The organism is Mycolicibacterium neworleansense, assembly GCF_001245615.1.
Taxonomy (GTDB): domain Bacteria; phylum Actinomycetota; class Actinomycetes; order Mycobacteriales; family Mycobacteriaceae; genus Mycobacterium; species Mycobacterium neworleansense.
The window spans coordinates 3061254-3077428 of the sequence record NZ_CWKH01000001.1 but is presented as its reverse complement, the minus strand read 5'-3'; the positions used below and the strand labels follow the sequence as shown (position 1 = coordinate 3077428).

General features: G+C 67.1%; 19 protein-coding genes. 16 read left to right on the top strand and 3 right to left on the bottom strand.

Features of this window, described 5'->3' with window-relative positions; translation table 11 throughout:
• Nucleotides 1–54: 54 nt before the first annotated feature.
• From BN2156_RS14750 to rplO, 14 genes are all read left to right on the top strand, one after another.
• Entirely contained in the window at nt 55–1323 is a 1269-nt protein-coding gene (locus BN2156_RS14750) for an MFS transporter (RefSeq protein WP_090515009.1), read from the top strand.
• Nucleotides 1324–1378: 55 nt separating this feature from the next.
• On the top strand, nt 1379–3742 hold the full coding sequence (locus BN2156_RS14745) for an arylsulfatase (RefSeq protein ID WP_090515007.1): 2364 nt from the start codon (nt 1379–1381) through the stop codon (nt 3740–3742).
• An 11-nt stretch (nt 3743–3753) separates the two neighbouring features.
• Nucleotides 3754–4455 carry a hypothetical protein gene (locus BN2156_RS31165; protein ID WP_235625311.1) on the top strand — a complete coding sequence of 234 codons (702 nt, stop codon included), beginning with the start codon at nt 3754–3756 and terminating at the stop codon, nt 4453–4455.
• Between the two features lie 35 nt (nt 4456–4490).
• A complete protein-coding gene (locus BN2156_RS14735) occupies nt 4491–5363 on the top strand; it encodes a formylglycine-generating enzyme family protein (protein WP_090515005.1) in 873 nt (290 codons plus the stop codon).
• Nucleotides 5364–5619: 256 nt separating this feature from the next.
• Complete coding sequence (gene rplN / locus BN2156_RS14730; protein WP_003883432.1) at nt 5620–5988, top strand: 50S ribosomal protein L14; 369 nt, start codon at nt 5620–5622, stop codon at nt 5986–5988.
• The gene (gene rplX / locus BN2156_RS14725; RefSeq protein ID WP_003883431.1) at nt 5989–6306 is read left to right on the top strand and encodes a 50S ribosomal protein L24; all 318 of its coding nucleotides are present in this window, start codon (nt 5989–5991) and stop codon (nt 6304–6306) included. It abuts the gene before it with no gap.
• Nucleotides 6306–6869 (top strand): 50S ribosomal protein L5, encoded by a 564-nt coding sequence (gene rplE / locus BN2156_RS14720; protein WP_036441172.1) that lies wholly within the window; start codon nt 6306–6308, stop codon nt 6867–6869. Before rplX ends, rplE begins: the two co-directional genes overlap by 1 nt.
• 4 nt (nt 6870–6873) lie before the next feature.
• Nucleotides 6874–7059 carry a type Z 30S ribosomal protein S14 gene (locus BN2156_RS14715; protein WP_003883429.1) on the top strand — a complete coding sequence of 62 codons (186 nt, stop codon included), beginning with the start codon at nt 6874–6876 and terminating at the stop codon, nt 7057–7059.
• A 99-nt stretch (nt 7060–7158) separates the two neighbouring features.
• The gene (rpsH, locus tag BN2156_RS14710) at nt 7159–7557 is read left to right on the top strand and encodes a 30S ribosomal protein S8 (RefSeq protein ID WP_029106887.1); all 399 of its coding nucleotides are present in this window, start codon (nt 7159–7161) and stop codon (nt 7555–7557) included.
• 13 nt (nt 7558–7570) lie between these two features.
• Nucleotides 7571–8110: a 50S ribosomal protein L6 gene (rplF, locus tag BN2156_RS14705; protein WP_066901384.1), complete on the top strand. Its 540-nt coding sequence runs from the start codon at nt 7571–7573 to the stop codon at nt 8108–8110.
• Nucleotides 8111–8113: 3 nt separating this feature from the next.
• On the top strand, nt 8114–8524 hold the full coding sequence (gene rplR / locus BN2156_RS14700) for a 50S ribosomal protein L18 (RefSeq protein WP_090515004.1): 411 nt from the start codon (nt 8114–8116) through the stop codon (nt 8522–8524).
• 25 nt (nt 8525–8549) lie between these two features.
• Nucleotides 8550–9206 (top strand): 30S ribosomal protein S5, encoded by a 657-nt coding sequence (rpsE, locus tag BN2156_RS14695; RefSeq protein ID WP_090515947.1) that lies wholly within the window; start codon nt 8550–8552, stop codon nt 9204–9206.
• Nucleotides 9207–9208: 2 nt separating this feature from the next.
• Nucleotides 9209–9394: a 50S ribosomal protein L30 gene (gene rpmD / locus BN2156_RS14690; RefSeq protein WP_029106891.1), complete on the top strand. Its 186-nt coding sequence runs from the start codon at nt 9209–9211 to the stop codon at nt 9392–9394.
• A complete protein-coding gene (gene rplO / locus BN2156_RS14685) occupies nt 9394–9837 on the top strand; it encodes a 50S ribosomal protein L15 (protein ID WP_090515002.1) in 444 nt (147 codons plus the stop codon). The genes rpmD and rplO overlap by 1 nt, the downstream gene beginning before the upstream one ends.
• A gap of 74 nt (nt 9838–9911) precedes the next feature.
• Here rplO and BN2156_RS14680 read toward each other — a convergent pair whose 3' ends face one another.
• Nucleotides 9912–10838, bottom strand: a complete 927-nt coding sequence (locus BN2156_RS14680) for an LLM class flavin-dependent oxidoreductase (protein ID WP_090515001.1) — start codon at nt 10836–10838, stop codon at nt 9912–9914.
• 84 nt (nt 10839–10922) lie between these two features.
• Here BN2156_RS14680 and sppA point away from each other — a divergent pair, with 84 nt between their 5' ends.
• On the top strand, nt 10923–12707 hold the full coding sequence (gene sppA / locus BN2156_RS14675; RefSeq protein WP_090514999.1) for a signal peptide peptidase SppA: 1785 nt from the start codon (nt 10923–10925) through the stop codon (nt 12705–12707).
• A gap of 249 nt (nt 12708–12956) precedes the next feature.
• Entirely contained in the window at nt 12957–14327 is a 1371-nt protein-coding gene (locus tag BN2156_RS14670; RefSeq protein WP_090515945.1) for an MFS transporter, read from the top strand.
• 3 nt (nt 14328–14330) lie between these two features.
• On the opposite strand, the gene BN2156_RS14665 is transcribed toward BN2156_RS14670, so the two are convergent.
• Nucleotides 14331–15251, bottom strand: a complete 921-nt coding sequence (locus BN2156_RS14665; protein ID WP_090514997.1) for a class I SAM-dependent methyltransferase — start codon at nt 15249–15251, stop codon at nt 14331–14333.
• Between the two features lie 16 nt (nt 15252–15267).
• Complete coding sequence (locus tag BN2156_RS14660) at nt 15268–16173, bottom strand: class I SAM-dependent methyltransferase (protein ID WP_090514995.1); 906 nt, start codon at nt 16171–16173, stop codon at nt 15268–15270.
• Nucleotides 16174–16175 lie beyond the last annotated feature (2 nt).

Genomic DNA, 16175 nt, shown 5'->3' with positions numbered 1-16175 from the left:
TCTGGACGGTATAGTTATCGGACGGTCGACTCGGAAAGTGGAAAGGGGTGGGTCATGCGGGTGTACCGGGACGTGCTCGCGGCGCCGGGCGTGCTCAACATGACCGCCTCTCAGCTGTTCGCCCGGCTGCCGCTGGGCATGCTCAACCTCGCGATCCTGTTGCACGTCCAATCCAAGACCGGCTCTTATGCGCTGGCCGGCGCCGCGGTGGCCTGCCTCAGCGTCGGGGAAGCCGTCGCGATGCCGGTAACCGCCCGGCTGGCCGGCCGGGGCATGACGGCAACCCTTGTCGCCGCGGCCGTGGTGAACGGCGCTGCCATGCTGGCCCTCGCCGTTGCCGGCCCCTCACCGGCGGTGCTGTTGACCCTGGGTGTGGTGATCGGTGCCTCCGTGCCGCCGCTGATGCCGGTGGTCCGCGCGCTCTACCCGCAGTTGGTTCCCCGCGATGGGGTGCGGGCCTTGTTCGCGTTCGATACCACTGCGCAGGAATTGATCTGGGTCGTCGGTCCGCTGGCCACGACCTTCCTCGCTTCGATGCTGTCGACCGCGATCCCGTTGGTCGCGTCCGCGGTGGTCACTGTGGCCGGGACCGGGTGGTTCCTGCTGAGCGCCAGGCATCTTCGACCGGTGCCGCCGAAGGGCGCCACGGCTTTCGGCCGGGTGATGGCGAACCGGGCGGTCATCCTTGCGATGGTCGCCAGCCTCGCGCTGGTCGCCTCCTTCATGGCACTGGAGGTCGGCATCGTCGCCGCTTTCGGTCGCACGGGTCTGACCGCCGGCCTGGCCATCGCGGTGGCCAGCGTGGGATCGCTGCTCGGTGGTCTGGCGTTCGGGCACCGCCGATTTGGGCTCGCGGGTCTGGTAGCCGCACTGGCAACCGTGGCGATCGGGACGGGAGTGTTCGGGGTCGTCGACAACCGCGTGTGGGAATTCGTCGCGTTGTTCGTCTCCGGGCTGGGCTTCGCCCCGGCGATGTCCGCGCTGTATCTGATGGTGTCGAGACAAATCGCGGATCACTCCGCGACGGAGGCGTTCGGTTGGCTCAACAGCGCCGCACTCGTGGGCGGGGCGACGGGTACCGCCATCGCCGGCGTGGCGGCCGATGCGCACGGCGCGGCCGGTCCGATCGTGGTATCGACGGTGCTCGCCCTTGTCGCGGCGGGCACCCCCGTCGCCGCGCGTCTGGCCGGTCCGTTGAGCGGTCTCACCGATCAACCGGCCGTGCGAACCGATGCGGGCGCGACGGAGCAATGGCCCTCGACGTCAGGGCCGGGATTGAAGGCAGCGTCAGTTTCCCCAGCAAACACCGGCGAGCAGGTGTAATCTCCTCCGCGATCAGTCTTACCGGTGTCGAATCGCCAACCGGAGTGAGGTCGCCATGGCTAGCGCGTTCAACCCAGCGTTCAACGGCAAGATTGAACTGGACATCAGGGATTCCGAACCGGATTGGGCTCCCTACGCAGCACCCACTGCCGCCGAGAACGCGCCGAACGTTCTGTACCTGGTGTGGGACGACACCGGAATCGCCACCTGGGACTGCTTCGGCGGCTTGGTGGACATGCCCGCGATGAGCCGGATCGCCGAACGCGGAGTTCGGCTGTCGCAATTTCACACCACCGCGCTGTGCTCGCCCACCCGGGCGTCACTGCTCACCGGTCGCAACGCCACCACGGTCGGGATGGCCACCATCGAGGAGTTCACCGACGGATTCCCCAACTGCAACGGCCGGATTCCGTATGAGACGGCCCTGCTGTCGGAGGTGCTCGCCGAGAACGGCTACAACACCTACTGCGTGGGCAAGTGGCACCTGACCCCGCTGGAGGAGTCCAATCTCGCTGCCACCAAACGGCATTGGCCGTGTTCACGCGGGTTCGAACGGTTCTACGGATTCATGGGCGGCGAAACCGACCAGTGGTACCCGGATCTGGTGTACGACAACCATCCGGTCGATCCGCCGGCCACACCCGAGCAGGGCTACCACCTCTCACAGGACCTGGCGGACAAGACCATCGAGTTCATCCGGGATGCCAAGGTGATCGCCCCGGACAAACCCTGGTTCACCTACCTGTGTCCAGGCGCGGGCCACGCCCCGCACCATGTCTTCAAGGAATGGGCAGACCGGTACGCCGGGCGGTTCGACATGGGCTACGAGGCCTACCGCGACATCGTGCTGGAGAATCAGAAACGGCTGGGCATCGTGCCGCCCGACACCGAACTGTCGCCGGTGAACCCGTACGCGGATGTCAAGGGACCCAACGGTGAACCGTGGCCCGCGCAGGACACCGTGCGGCCGTGGGCCGGCCTGGGTGACGACGAGAAGCGGTTGTTCACGCGCATGGCGGAGGTGTTCGCCGGGTTCCTGTCCTACACCGACGCCCAGATCGGCCGCGTACTGGACTTCCTGGAGGAGACGGGGCAGCTCGACAACACGATCATCGTGGTGATCTCCGACAACGGGGCCAGCGGCGAGGGCGGGCCCAACGGCTCGGTCAACGAGACCAAGTTCTTCAACGGGTATATCGACACGGCCGAGGAAGGGCTCAAGTTCTTCGACCGGCTGGGCTCACCGGAGACCTACAACCACTACCCGATCGGGTGGGCGATGGCGTTCAACACGCCCTACAAGCTGTTCAAGCGCTACGCGTCGCACGAAGGGGGAATCGCCGACACCGCAATCATCTCCTGGCCCAACGGCATTGGTGCCCACGGCGCGGTCCGCGACAACTACGTCAACGTCTGTGACATCACCCCGACCGTCTACGACCTGCTCGACATCACGCCGCCGGCCAGCGTGCGCGGGGTGCCGCAGAAACCACTGGACGGCGTGAGCTTCAAAGTGGCACTGGACAATCCGGAGGCGCCGACGGGCAAGGAGACCCAGTTCTACACCATGCTGGGTACCCGGGGCATCTGGCACAAGGGCTGGTTCGCCAACACGGTCCACGCCGCGACCCCCTCGGGCTGGTCGCACTTCGATGCCGACCGCTGGGAGCTGTTCCACATCGAAACCGACCGCAGCCAGTGCCACGACCTGGCCGACGAAGAGCCGGACAAACTCGCCGAACTCAAGGAGCTGTGGTTCAGCGAGGCCGGCAAGTACAACGGCCTGCCGCTGGCCGATCTGAACATCCTGGAAACCATGACCCGGTGGCGGCCGTACCTGGTGGGGGAGCGGTCCCGATACACCTACTATCCGCACACCGCGGAGGTCGGGCTGGGCGCGGCAGCCGAACTGCGCGGGCAGTCGTTCACCGTGCTCGCAGACGTCACCGTCGAGCATGCCGACACCCAGGGCGTCTTGTTCAAACAGGGTGGCGCGCACGGCGGTCACGTGCTGTTCCTCGCCGGCGGGCGACTGCACTATGTCTACAACTTCCTCGGTGAGCAGGAGCAGTCGCTGGTCTCACCAGACCCGATTGCGTTGGGGCGGCACATTTTCGGGGTGCAGTACCAGCGCACCGGAACCGTCGAGGGCAGCCACACCCCACTCGGGGACACCGTGCTGTACGTCGACGACGCCGCGGTGGCCACCCTGGCCGGAATGCAGACCCACCCCGGCATGTTCGCGCTCGCCGGTGGCGGCATCTGCATCGGCCGCAACACCGGATCGGCCGTGTCCCGGCAATACCGGGCGCCGTTCCCCTTCACCGGCGGCACCATCGGCCAGGTCACCGTCGACCTGTCCGGCGAGCCGTACCAGGACCTCGAACGATCCCTGTCCGTCGCGTTCGCCAAGGACTGAAGGGCAGATCAATGGCAGTGCAAGCGGTTCCGGTGGCCATCGGCGCATTGGCGCTGCTGGCATTGGCAGGCTGTGGGGGCACGGTCCACGTCGCCGACCCGCTCGCCGACACCACGATGTCGGCGGCGCCGGTCACGACACTGCCGGTGACCACCCCTCAGCGCGAACGGCCGCCGGAGTTCGCCATGCCGGCCTACGGGGTCGAGCCGACCACCACGCGGGTGCTGGCTGCCGGCGAGATCACCTGCCCGCCGCCGGCTGGGCCGACCGTGACCGCCGACAGCCAAGCGCCCGGCTCGCCGTCGCTGACGGTCGCGGTGCCCGAAGGGTTCACCGAGGTGACCCCACATGCGGCAGCGGTACGGCTGACCGGCCCGGCGGAGATGACCGCCGAGATCACGCTCACCCCGACGACGCGGACCGCCCGGGCGGACTTCGAGCACTACGCCGACGAGCGCGTCGCGAAATACCCGATCAACAGTGTCAGCGTGCTGCCCGGTGACCTGTGCGGTTACAGCGGGCAGAAGCTGATGGGCATGCTGGCCGAGCAGCCTGGGAAATCCATCGAATACGCCGACCGCATCGTTCACGTGTGGACCAATGACGGCGCTTTCCTGGCCGTCGTGCGTCTCGAGGCTCCGAGCGGAACACCGGGATTCGATGAGGCCAGTTCGAAGATGCTCGCCGACTTCGGAATCACCATGCCGGGCTGACCGGGACGATCCTCAACCCGACTAGCCTCGGTGCCGTGGTCTCCGAACTCATCGAGCTTCCCGGCGCGACCTTCCAGATGGGTTCGACGGCGTTCTACCCCGAAGAGACCCCGGTTCATCCGGTGACCGTGGCCCCGTTCGCCATCGAGAAGTACCCGGTCACCACCGCCGAGTTCGGCGCATTCGTCGAGGCAACCGGATACCTCACGATCGCCGAACAGCCGATGGACCCGGCGCTGTACCCCGGGGTGGACGAGGCCGATCTGGTGCCCGGGGCCCTGGTGTTCAAGCCCACCGACGGCCCCGTCGACCTGAGGGACTGGCGGCAATGGTGGGACTGGGCGCCCGGAGCCAACTGGCGTCACCCGTTCGGGCCAGACCGGGACCCGGCCGCACCCGATCATCCCGTCGTTCAGGTGGCCTATCCGGACGCCGCGGCGTACGCAGCCTGGGCGGGCCGCCGGCTGCCCACCGAAGCCGAGTGGGAGTACGCGGCCCGCGGGGGAGTCGAGGGCATCTATGCCTGGGGTGACGAGGCAACTCCCGGCGGGCAGCTCATGGCCAACACCTGGCAGGGCCGGTTCCCGTATCGCAACGACGGCGCCCTCGGCTGGCACGGCACCTCGCCGATCGGAGCCTTCCCGGTGAACGGGTTCGGCTTGTCCGACATGATCGGCAACGTGTGGGAGTGGACCACCACGAGGTTCACCGGTCAGCACCGGCCAGGGACCGACGCGCCGGCGTGCTGCCCGCCCGCCGGGGCGGATCCCACGGTGAACCAGGTGCTCAAGGGTGGTTCGCACCTCTGCGCGCCCGAGTACTGTCACCGTTACCGTCCGGCGGCACGGTCGCCGCAGTCGCAGGACAGCGCGACCACCCACATCGGATTTCGCTGCGTGGTCAGCTGAGGGCCGGGACGCGCGCCCGCGCCGAGGGTGCACACAGATCGCGTTTCCCAGCTCAGCGGTGATCTCACCGCACGCTCGACGAGGAAAGCGCGACGATTTGGCGCATTCGCCGTGCTCACCTAGTATGTAGGGGTTGCCTTGGGCAGACCTCGGTTGACTGCTGTATTGAGTCAGCCCCGCGTGCCCTTCGGAAACAAAGACCGCGCACGTCCAGGTCGGTATCTGGCGTGCATACAAAACCAGGTCAGGAGATCGAGTGATTCAGCAGGAATCGCGGTTGAAGGTCGCCGACAACACGGGCGCCAAGGAGATCTTGTGCATCCGCGTGCTCGGTGGCTCATCGCGACGCTACGCAGGCATCGGTGATGTCATCGTCGCGACCGTCAAGGACGCCATCCCCGGCGGCAACGTCAAGCGTGGCGATGTCGTCAAGGCCGTCGTGGTGCGCACCGTCAAGGAGCGTCGCCGCGCCGACGGCAGCTACATCAAGTTCGACGAGAACGCGGCCGTCATCATCAAGGCCGACAACGACCCCCGCGGTACCCGCATCTTCGGGCCCGTCGGCCGGGAACTGCGCGAGAAGCGCTTCATGAAGATCGTCTCGCTGGCGCCGGAGGTTTTGTAAATGAAGGTCCACAAGGGCGACACCGTGCTGGTGGTCTCGGGCAAGGACAAGGGCGCGAAGGGCAAGGTCATCGAGGCCTACCCGACCCGCGACAAGGTTCTGGTCGAGGGCGTCAACCGGATCAAGAAGCACACCGCGCAGTCGCAGAACGAGCGTGGCGCGTCGTCGGGCGGCATCGTCACCCAGGAAGCCGCGATCCACGTGTCCAACGTGATGGTCGTCGACTCCGACGGCAAGCCGACCCGCGTGGGTTACCGCGTCGATGAGGAGACCGGCAAGAAGGTCCGCATCGCCAAGACCAATGGCAAGGACATCTGATGACTGCACCAGAGAAGGTTCAGCCCCGGCTGAAGCAGCGCTACCGCGAAGAGATCCGCGAAGCGCTGAACAAGCAGTTCGAGTTCGACAACGTCATGCAGATCCCTGGCGTCGTCAAGGTCGTCGTCAACATGGGCGTCGGTGACGCCGCCCGTGACGCCAAGCTGATCAACGGCGCGGTCAGTGACCTGCAGCTGATCACCGGCCAGAAGCCGGAGATCCGCAAGGCCCGCAAGTCCATCGCACAGTTCAAGCTGCGTGAGGGCATGCCCATCGGCGCCCGCGTGACCCTGCGCGGCGACCGGATGTGGGAGTTCCTGGACCGGCTGATCTCCATCGCCCTGCCCCGTATCCGCGACTTCCGCGGCCTGAACGGCAAGCAGTTCGACGGCACCGGCAACTACACCTTCGGCCTCAACGAGCAGTCGATGTTCCACGAGATCGACGTGGATTCCATCGACCGTCCCCGCGGCATGGACATCACCGTCGTCACCTCGGCGACCAACGACGACGAAGGCCGTGCGCTGCTGAAGGCGCTGGGCTTCCCCTTCAAGGAGAACTGAGCACATGGCAAAGAAGGCGTTGATCCACAAGGCCAACAAGAAGCCCAAGTTCGCGGTTCGCGCGTACACGCGGTGCAACAAGTGCGGTCGCCCGCACTCGGTCTACCGCAAGTTCGGGCTGTGCCGTATCTGCCTGCGCGAGATGGCGCACGCGGGTGAGCTGCCCGGCGTGCAGAAGTCCAGCTGGTAATCCAGCGGACCGCTGCGCAGTAGACCACACAGACCAATCCAAACAGGTTGCGGAAGGCCCTGAAGAGGGAACCGCCGCGAGGAAGGTGAGCCGGTTGTCATGACGATGACTGACCCGATCGCAGACTTTTTGACACGTCTGCGCAACGCCAATTCGGCGTACCACGATGAGGTGACTCTGCCCCACTCGAAGATCAAGGCGAACATCGCCGAGATCCTCAAGAAAGAGGGCTACATCTCCGATTACCGCACCGAGGATGCCCGCGTCGGCAAGTCCCTGGTGGTCTCGCTCAAGTACGGCCCCAGCCGTGAGCGCAGCATCGCCGGCCTGCGTCGCGTGAGCAAGCCCGGTCTGCGGGTTTACGCAAAGTCCACCAATCTGCCTCGGGTGCTCGGCGGCCTGGGCGTGGCGATCATCTCCACGTCCTCGGGTCTGCTCACCGACCGTCAGGCGGCACGAAGCGGCGTGGGCGGCGAAGTCCTCGCTTACGTCTGGTAGGGGGCAGCAGAACATGTCGCGTATTGGTAAGCAGCCGGTCCTGGTTCCCGCCGGGGTCGATGTGACGATTGACGGCCGCAACGTCTCGGTCAAGGGCCCCAAGGGCACCCTGACCCTGGATGTCGCAGAGCCGATCACCGTCGAGCGCAACGAGGATGGCGCCATTGTGGTCAGCCGTCCCGATGACGAGCGGCGCAGCCGCTCCCTGCACGGGCTCTCCCGCACCCTGGTGGCCAACCTGGTCACCGGCGTCACCGAGGGCTACACCCGCAAGATGGAGATCTTCGGCGTCGGCTACCGCGTCCAGCTCAAGGGTTCCAACCTGGAGTTCGCACTCGGTTACAGCCACCCCGTGGTGATCGAGGCGCCCGAGGGCATCACGTTCGCCGTCGAGACGCCCACGAAGTTCTCGGTCTCAGGTATCGACAAGCAGAAGGTCGGTCAGATCTCCGCGGTCATCCGCCGCCTGCGCCGTCCCGACCCGTACAAGGGCAAGGGCGTGCGTTACGAGGGTGAGCAGATCCGCCGCAAGGTCGGAAAGACAGGTAAGTAAGTCATGGCTACTACAAAGACTGACGCTGCCGCCGCCCGCAAGCCGGTGGGGCAGAACATCTCTGAGACCCGCCGCAACTCCCGGCTGCGTCGGCACGCCCGGTTGCGCAAGAAGGTCTCCGGCACCGCCCAGACCCCGCGTCTGGTGGTCAACCGCTCGGCACGGCACATCCACGTGCAGCTCGTCGACGACCTGCAGGGCGTCACGCTGGCGGCTGCTTCGTCGATCGAGGCCGACGTCCGCGCCGTCGAGGGTGACAAGAAGGCGCACAGCGTTCGCGTCGGTCAGCTGATCGCCGAGCGTGCCAAGGCTGCCGGCGTCGACACCGTGGTGTTCGACCGTGGTGGCTACACCTATGGCGGCCGGATCGCCGCGCTGGCGGATGCCGCGCGCGAGGGCGGGCTGAAATTCTGATGACTGTCAACGAGAGGACTGCATGATGGCCGAGCAGGCAACTGGTGCCGGCGGCCCAGGCGCTTCCGACAACCGTGGTGGCCGTGGCCGCCGCGACGACCGCGGTGGCCGTGGCGGCCGCGACAGCGGCGAGAAGAGCAATTACATCGAGCGCGTGGTGTCGATCAACCGCGTCTCCAAGGTGGTCAAGGGTGGTCGGCGCTTCAGCTTCACCGCACTGGTCATCGTCGGTGACGGCAAGGGCATGGTCGGCGTCGGCTACGGCAAGGCCAAGGAAGTTCCGGCCGCTATCGCCAAGGGCGTCGAGGAGGCTCGCAAGGGCTTCTTCCGCGTTCCGCTGATCGGTGGCACCATCGTGCACCCGGTTCAGGGCGAGGCCGCTGCCGGTGTCGTGATGCTGCGTCCGGCCAGCCCCGGTACCGGTGTGATCGCCGGTGGTGCGGCTCGCGCGGTGCTGGAGTGCGCCGGCGTGCACGACATCCTGGCCAAGTCGCTGGGCAGCGACAACGCGATCAACGTGGTTCACGCCACCGTTGCCGCGCTGAAGCAGATCCAGCGGCCGGAAGAGGTGGCAGCCCGTCGCGGTCTGCCCCTCGAGGACGTTGCGCCGGCCGGCATGCTGAAGGCCCGGCGTGAGAGCGAAGCGCTGGCTGCCGCAGCAGCGCGTGAGGGATCGGCATAACCATGGCAGAACTCAAGATCACCCAGGTGCGCGGAACCATCGGCGCACGCTGGAAGCAGCGCGAAAGCCTGCGGACCCTGGGGCTGAAGAAGATTCGTCAGTCCGTGGTGCGTGAGGACAACGCACAGACCCGCGGTCTGATCAAGGCCGTTCATCACCTCATCGAGGTGGAGGAGGTGAAGTCCTGATGTCCGTTATCAAGCTTCACGACCTGCGGCCCGCTCCCGGGGAGAAGACCGCCAAGACCCGCGTCGGTCGTGGTGAGGGCTCCAAGGGTAAGACCGCCGGTCGTGGTACCAAGGGCACCAAGGCCCGCAAGAACGTCCCCGCGACGTTCGAGGGTGGCCAGATGCCGATCCACATGCGGCTGCCGAAGCTCAAGGGCTTCAAGAACCGCTTCCGGACCGAGTACCAGGTCGTCAACGTCGGCGACATCGCCAAGGCGTTCCCGCAGGGCGGCACCATCGGTGTCGACGAGCTGGTCGCCAAGGGCCTGGTTCGCAAGAACAGCCTGGTGAAGGTGCTCGGCGACGGCAAGCTGGCCGTCAAGGTCGACGTGACCGCCAACAAGTTCAGCGGTAGCGCCCGTGAGGCCATCACCGCCGCCGGCGGTTCGGCCACCGAGCTGTAATCTCTCTGCACGAGCAGACGCAAATGTCCCCGCACGCCCGGCGTGTCGGGGACATTTGCGTCTGCTCACCAGTATCAGGTGAGCCGCGGGATCACGTCGGCGGCCAGGCGCTCCAACTGCTCGCGGTCCTCGGCGATGGTGGCCCCGGTGGGGTTGAGCACGACAGTCTGTGCGCCCGCATCGAGAACCTCGCGCAGGCCCCGCACGACCTCGTCCGCCGTGCCGGCCACGGCCACCTCGCCCAACCCGGACCGGTCCCCGTAGATCCGCCCCAACCCCGCGTCCACCCGTTCCCGCGCGCGGGCGCTGTCGTCGTCGACGATCAGATACACGCGCTTGCCGATCCGGAAGCCGTCCGGGTCCTTGCCCTGTTCGTCGAGCTCGCGGCGCACCGTGCGCACTGCCTCGGCGAAGGCCGCCGTGGTCGAGGAGCCGGCCCCGAGAAACGCGTCGCCATGTCGCACCGCCCGGGCCAGTGCCGCCGGGGCGTTCGCGCCGAACCAGATCGGCGGATGCGGGCGCTGCACGGGTTTGGGGCTGATCGCCAGATCGTCGACATCACGGAAGCGGCCGTGGAAGGTGATCCGCGGTTCATCCGACCAGGCGGCCTTCATCAACTCCAGGCCTTCGGTGAAGCTGGAGATGAACGTCGAGCGGTCCACGCCGAAGGCGGGGAACTGGCGGGAGGCCCCGCCGGGGGCCACACCGACGTCGAGCCGGCCGTGGCTGAGCCGGTCCACCGCGGTGATCGCGGACGCCAGTTGCAGCGGGTCGTGCAGTGACGTGATGAGGACCGCCACCCCCAGCCGCAACGTCGTGGTGACCGCCGCGGCATAGGACAGCAGCTCCAGTGGGGCGATCGTCGGTGCCGGGCCCACCGTCTGTTCGATCGTCCAACCTCCCTCGAATCCGAGTTCCTCGGCGCGAGCCAGGTAGGCCTTGAAACCGGCGTCGTCGAAGCCGTCGTGATCGAGCTGCGGCAGGGAGATGGAAAACGTCACCCGTCTCACGGTACGACGGTGGGCCCGGTGGGCGGAGACTTCTCGTCGGCGCGCGCAGAATCGGCGGATCGGTAGGCTCGTTTCATGTTCGCGTTTCTCCCGGGGCTTCCCGGCCAGGACGATCTGAAGACGTTGGTCCGGCGCGTTGACACCGCCCGGCACAACGGAGTTCCCAACGGATGTGTGTTGGAGCTGGACCTGCAGTCGATGCCGCCGGAGACCACCGGCTTCGACCCGCTCGCCGTGATCGCCGGCGGGGGCCGCCCGCTGACGCTGCGGCAGGCCGTCGCGGCGATCCACCGGGCCGCCGAGGACGATCGGGTGGCCGGTCTGATCGCGCGGGTGCAGCTGCCTGCCGCCGCGCCCGGCCCGGTCCAGGAACTGCGCGACGCCATCGCGGCGTTCAGCGATGTCAAGCCCACGCTGGCCTGGGCCGAGACCTATCCGGGCACGCTGTCCTACTACCTGGCATCGGCGTTCCGCGAGGTGTGGATGCAGCCGTCGGGCACGGTAGGCCTGGTCGGATTCGCCACCAACGCGATGTTCCTTCGTGACGCGCTCGACAAGGTGGGTATCGAGGCGCAGTTCGTCGCGCGTGGTGAATACAAGTCCGCGGCAAACGTTTTCACCGAAGCCCGGTACACCGACGCGCAGCGCGAGGCCGACGGCCGGATGATCGAAAGCCTGCGATCGCAGGTGTGGCAGGGCATCGCCGAGTCGCGGCACCTGAGCACCGAGGCGATCAACACACTGGCCGACACCGCGCCGGTGCTGCGTGACGACGCGATCACCGCCGGGCTGGTCGATCGGATCGGGTTCCGCGACGAGGCCTACTCGCGGATCGGCGAGCTGTCCGGAGGCCCGACCGAAGCGGGCGCGGATGCCGACAGTCACCCGGATGCCCTTCCGCGGCTTTACCTTTCGCGCTACGCACGCACCACCCCCAAGGTGCCGACGCCGCAGCTGCCGGGCCGCAAGTCCAAGCCCACCGTCGCGGTGGTCACCCTGCACGGTCCGATCGTGAGCGGGCGCGGTGGGCCGCAGGTGCTGCCGGTGGGTAACTCCAACGCCGGCGGGGACACCATCGCCGCAGCCCTGCGCGAGGCGGCCGCCGACGACGAGGTGTCGGCGATCGTGCTGCGCGTGGACAGTCCCGGCGGATCGGTCACCGCATCGGAAACCATCTGGCGCGAGGTGATCCGGGCCCGCGAGCGCGGCAAGCCCGTTGTCGCGTCGATGGGTGCGGTCGCCGCGTCGGGTGGCTATTACGTGTCGATGGCGGCCGATGCCATCGTGGCCAACGCCGGTACCATCACCGGTTCCATCGGTGTGATCACCGGCAAGCTGATCTCGCGGGAGCTCAAGGACAAGCTCGGGATCGGTTCGGATTCGCTACGTACCAACCCCAATGCCGACGCCTGGTCCTCGAATGCGCCGTTCACCGACGAACAGCACGCTCAGATCGAAGCCGAGACCGACCTGTACTACACCGATTTCATCTCACGAGTGGCCGACGGGCGAAAGTTGTCGGTCGAGCAGGTCGATGCGGTGGCCCGGGGCCGGGTGTGGACCGGCGCTGATGCCAAGGATCACGGCCTGGTCGACGAACTGGGTGGCCTGCGCACTGCGATCACCCGGGCCAAGGTGCTGGCCGGGCTGGATCCGGACACCAAGGTGCGGGTGCTGAGCTACCCCGGTTCGACCTGGCTCGACATATTGCGGCCCAAGCCTTCCTCGCAGCCGGCCGCCGCCTCGTTGCCGCAGGCTGTCGGCAGTGTGCTCGGTCAGTCCCTGCTCGGCATGCTGGACCAGGCCGGGCGCACCGTGACCGGTGTCAACGCACTGTGGCTGGGGGAGCACCGGTTCTGATGCGGACCCGCCGGCGACAGCGGTGATTCGCATCGTGGCGCGTCGCGCGGTAACGTCGGGCCCCGGAGCAGAAGGTAGCCAATAAAACTACGGTCTGGCCCTGCGGTGTTGATCTGAATCAGCCGACGTCGAAGATGTGATCCGACGGGAGCAGTGTCGTCAGACACGAGGAGGGTTCCCGTGGGCACCGCGCACTCGGACAGTACGGGCAAGACGCCAGATTCGCCGGAGTCAGAAGAGCCGGCCACGGTGGAGGAAACTCCTCCCGAAGTTCAACGGCGTGCCGTCGCGGCTTCCGCGATCGGTAACGCCACCGAATGGTTTGACTACGGCATTTACGCCTACGGCGTGACCTACATATCCGCCGCGATCTTCCCCGGCGACACCGAGAACGCGACGCTGCTGGCGCTCATGACGTTCGCGGTGTCCTTCCTGGTCCGCCCCCTCGGCGGATTCGTCTGGGGTCCGCTGGGGGACCGGATCGGCCGAAAACATGTGCTGGCCATAACAATTCTGCTGATGGCCGGTTCCACACTGTGCGTGGGGCTGGTCCCGACGTATGCCTCCATCGGTATCTGGGCCCCCGTGCTGATGGTGCTGCTGCGGATGATCCAGGGCTTCTCGACCGGCGGAGAGTACGGCGGCGCAGCGACTTTCATGGCGGAGTACGCCCCGTCTCGCCGGCGCGGATTCCTCGGAAGCTTCCTTGAGTTCGGCACCCTGGCCGGATTCTCGTTGGGCGCGTTGATGATGCTGGGCTTCTCGGTGGTGCTCGCCGAGGACCAGATGGGTTCGTGGGGTTGGCGATTGCCGTTCCTGGTCGCCGCGCCGCTGGGGCTGATCGGTGTCTACCTGCGCACCCGGCTGTCCGAGACCCCGGTATTCCGGGAGCTGTCCGAAGCGGGGGAGGAGGAGCCGCAACCCTCCACCGAACTCAAGGACCTCCTGCTGCGGTACTGGGGGCCGGTGCTGCGGTTGGGCGGTCTGGTCGTGGCGCTCAACGTGGTCAATTACACCCTGCTGACTTACATGCCCACCTACCTCAAGAGCACCATCGGACTGTCCACCGATATGTCGCTGGTGGTGCCGATCATCGGCATGCTGGCGATGATGCTGTTCGTGCCGTTCGCCGGCCACATCTCGGATCGCGTTGGGCGTAAACCGATGTGGTGGTTCTCGCTGATCGGGCTGTTCGTGGCGGGCGTGCCGATGTTCCTGCTGATGGGCACAAGTGTGGCCGGCGCGGTGATCGGTTTCGCGGTGCTGGGGCTGCTGTACGTGCCCCAGCTGGCCACCATCTCGGCGACCTTCCCGGCCATGTTCCCCACCCAGGTCCGGTATGCGGGCTTCGCGATCGCCTACAACGTGTCGACGTCGATATTCGGCGGTACCGCACCGGCGGTCAACGATTGGCTGGTGAACCTCACCGGCGAGAACCTGGTGCCGGCCTATTACATGATGGGGGCCTGCGTGATCGGCGCGGTGGCGCTGGTGGGCGTTCCCGAGACCGCCCGATGTCCGATCAACGGCACCGAGATCCCCGGCACACCGGAAGCCCCGCCGCCGCTCGAGTACGACGAGTTGGGCAGCGGTGCCGACACCTCCGGCCGGGCCGCCTGAGTTTCAGCCCAGCGTTCCGCTGATGTAGACGATCTCGCCCATCGGATCGCTGTCGTCGCGGGCGGGCACCGGCAGGCCGTGGCGGACGAACAGCTCGGATCGCACGGCCCCGGTCATCTTCCAGCCCTTGGCGCTCAAGTAATCGGCGGCCGAATGCCTTTCGCCGTGATAGATGAGCGACGGCATGTCCAGGTTCAAACCGAGCTGGCTGAACGTCGCGGTTGCGGCCCGCGCTTTCTCCGGGTCGAAATCCTTGAGACCGGGTACGAATTCGGTGGCCACCGCACTGCCGGGTGCGCTGAGCGCCGCGATGTTGTCGAACAGCCGGTCCTGAGCCTCTGGTGGGAGATAGATCAGCAGACCCTCGGCGCACCATGCGGTCGGGGCGCCCGGATCGAATCCCGCCGCCTGCAGGGCGGCCGGCCAGTCGTCGCGCAGGTCGACCGGAACGGTGCGCCGTTCTGCGGTCGGTTCGGCACCGAGATCGGCCAGCGTGCGGGTCTTGAACTCGATCACCTCGGGCTGGTCGATCTCGTACACCACGGTGCCCTCGGGCCAGGGCAGGCGGTAGGCGCGGGAGTCCAATCCGGAGGCCAGGATCACCGCCTGTCGGATGCCTGCCTTGCCGGAGGCGACGAAGTAGTCGTCGAAAAACCGTGTGCGTACGGCCATTTCGTCGATGTTGGCACGCGCCCGGTCGGCGGCATCCGGTGCCAATTGGGTCAGCGATTCCAGGCTCAGCTCACCGTCGACCATCTTGGTGAACACCTCGATGCCGACCGCGCGGACCAACGGCGCGGCGAACGGATCGTCGATCAGGCCGTGCGGATCCTGGCTGGCGATCGCCCGCCCGGTCGCCACCAGCGTTGCGGTTGCGCCGACACTGGAGGCCAGGTCCCAGCTGTCGCCATCGGTACGTGCCATCGTGTCTCCCGGTCGTCTAGTTCGGTGTCTTCAGTGTCGCCGACAGATAACCAGAATCGCCGGCGAGATCGGCAAGCTCGTCGGGATAGTCGAAGCCGTGGGACTCGTAGGCCGCCCGGCTGGGTTGCACGGTCGCGTCCCACCCCAGCGTCGTGAGGTGGTCGCGGGCCGATGTGCGCTCACCCGAGTAGAACAGGTCCATCAGATCCACGTCGGACCCGACTTTCTTCGACCACTGGCTGACCCGCTCGGACCACTTGTCCGTGAGCGAGGCGGCGTCCATGTGCTCGGTGGCCAGCCGGCTGCCCGGAGCGCTGAGCGCGGTGATGTTGTCGAACAACCGGTCCTGGGCTTCAGGCGGCAGATAGATCAGCAGCCCCTCGGCGATCCAGGCGGTCGGGACCCCTGGATCGAAGCCGTTGTCACGCAGGGCCTTCGGCCAGTCGTCGCGCAGATCGACCGGCACGGTGTGGAGGTCGGCGGCCGGTTGGGCCCCGAGGCCGGCCAGCGTGCGGGCCTTGAACTCCAGCACCGCGGGCTGGTCCACCTCGAACACCACGGTGCCCGCCGGCCAGGCCAGCCGGTACGCGCGGGTGTCCAGCCCAGAGGCCAGGATCACCGCCTGCCGGATCCCGGCCTCGCCCGCGGCGGTGAAGAAGTCGTCGAAAAACCGCGTGCGAACTGCGATCTGCTCGCACATCCGCTGCCGGTCGAGCATTACGTCGCCCTCGACGCATACCTCACCGTCGGCGAGCCGGATGCTGTGCTCCAGACCCACCGCCCGCACCAGCGCGTCGGCGTACGGGTCGTTGATCAGCGGGTCGGGCTGTTTGGAGGCCAGTGCGCGCGAGGCTGCGACGCCCGTCGCGGTGGCGCCGACGCTCGTGGCCAGATCCCAGCTGTCGCCTTCGGTGCGTGTCATGG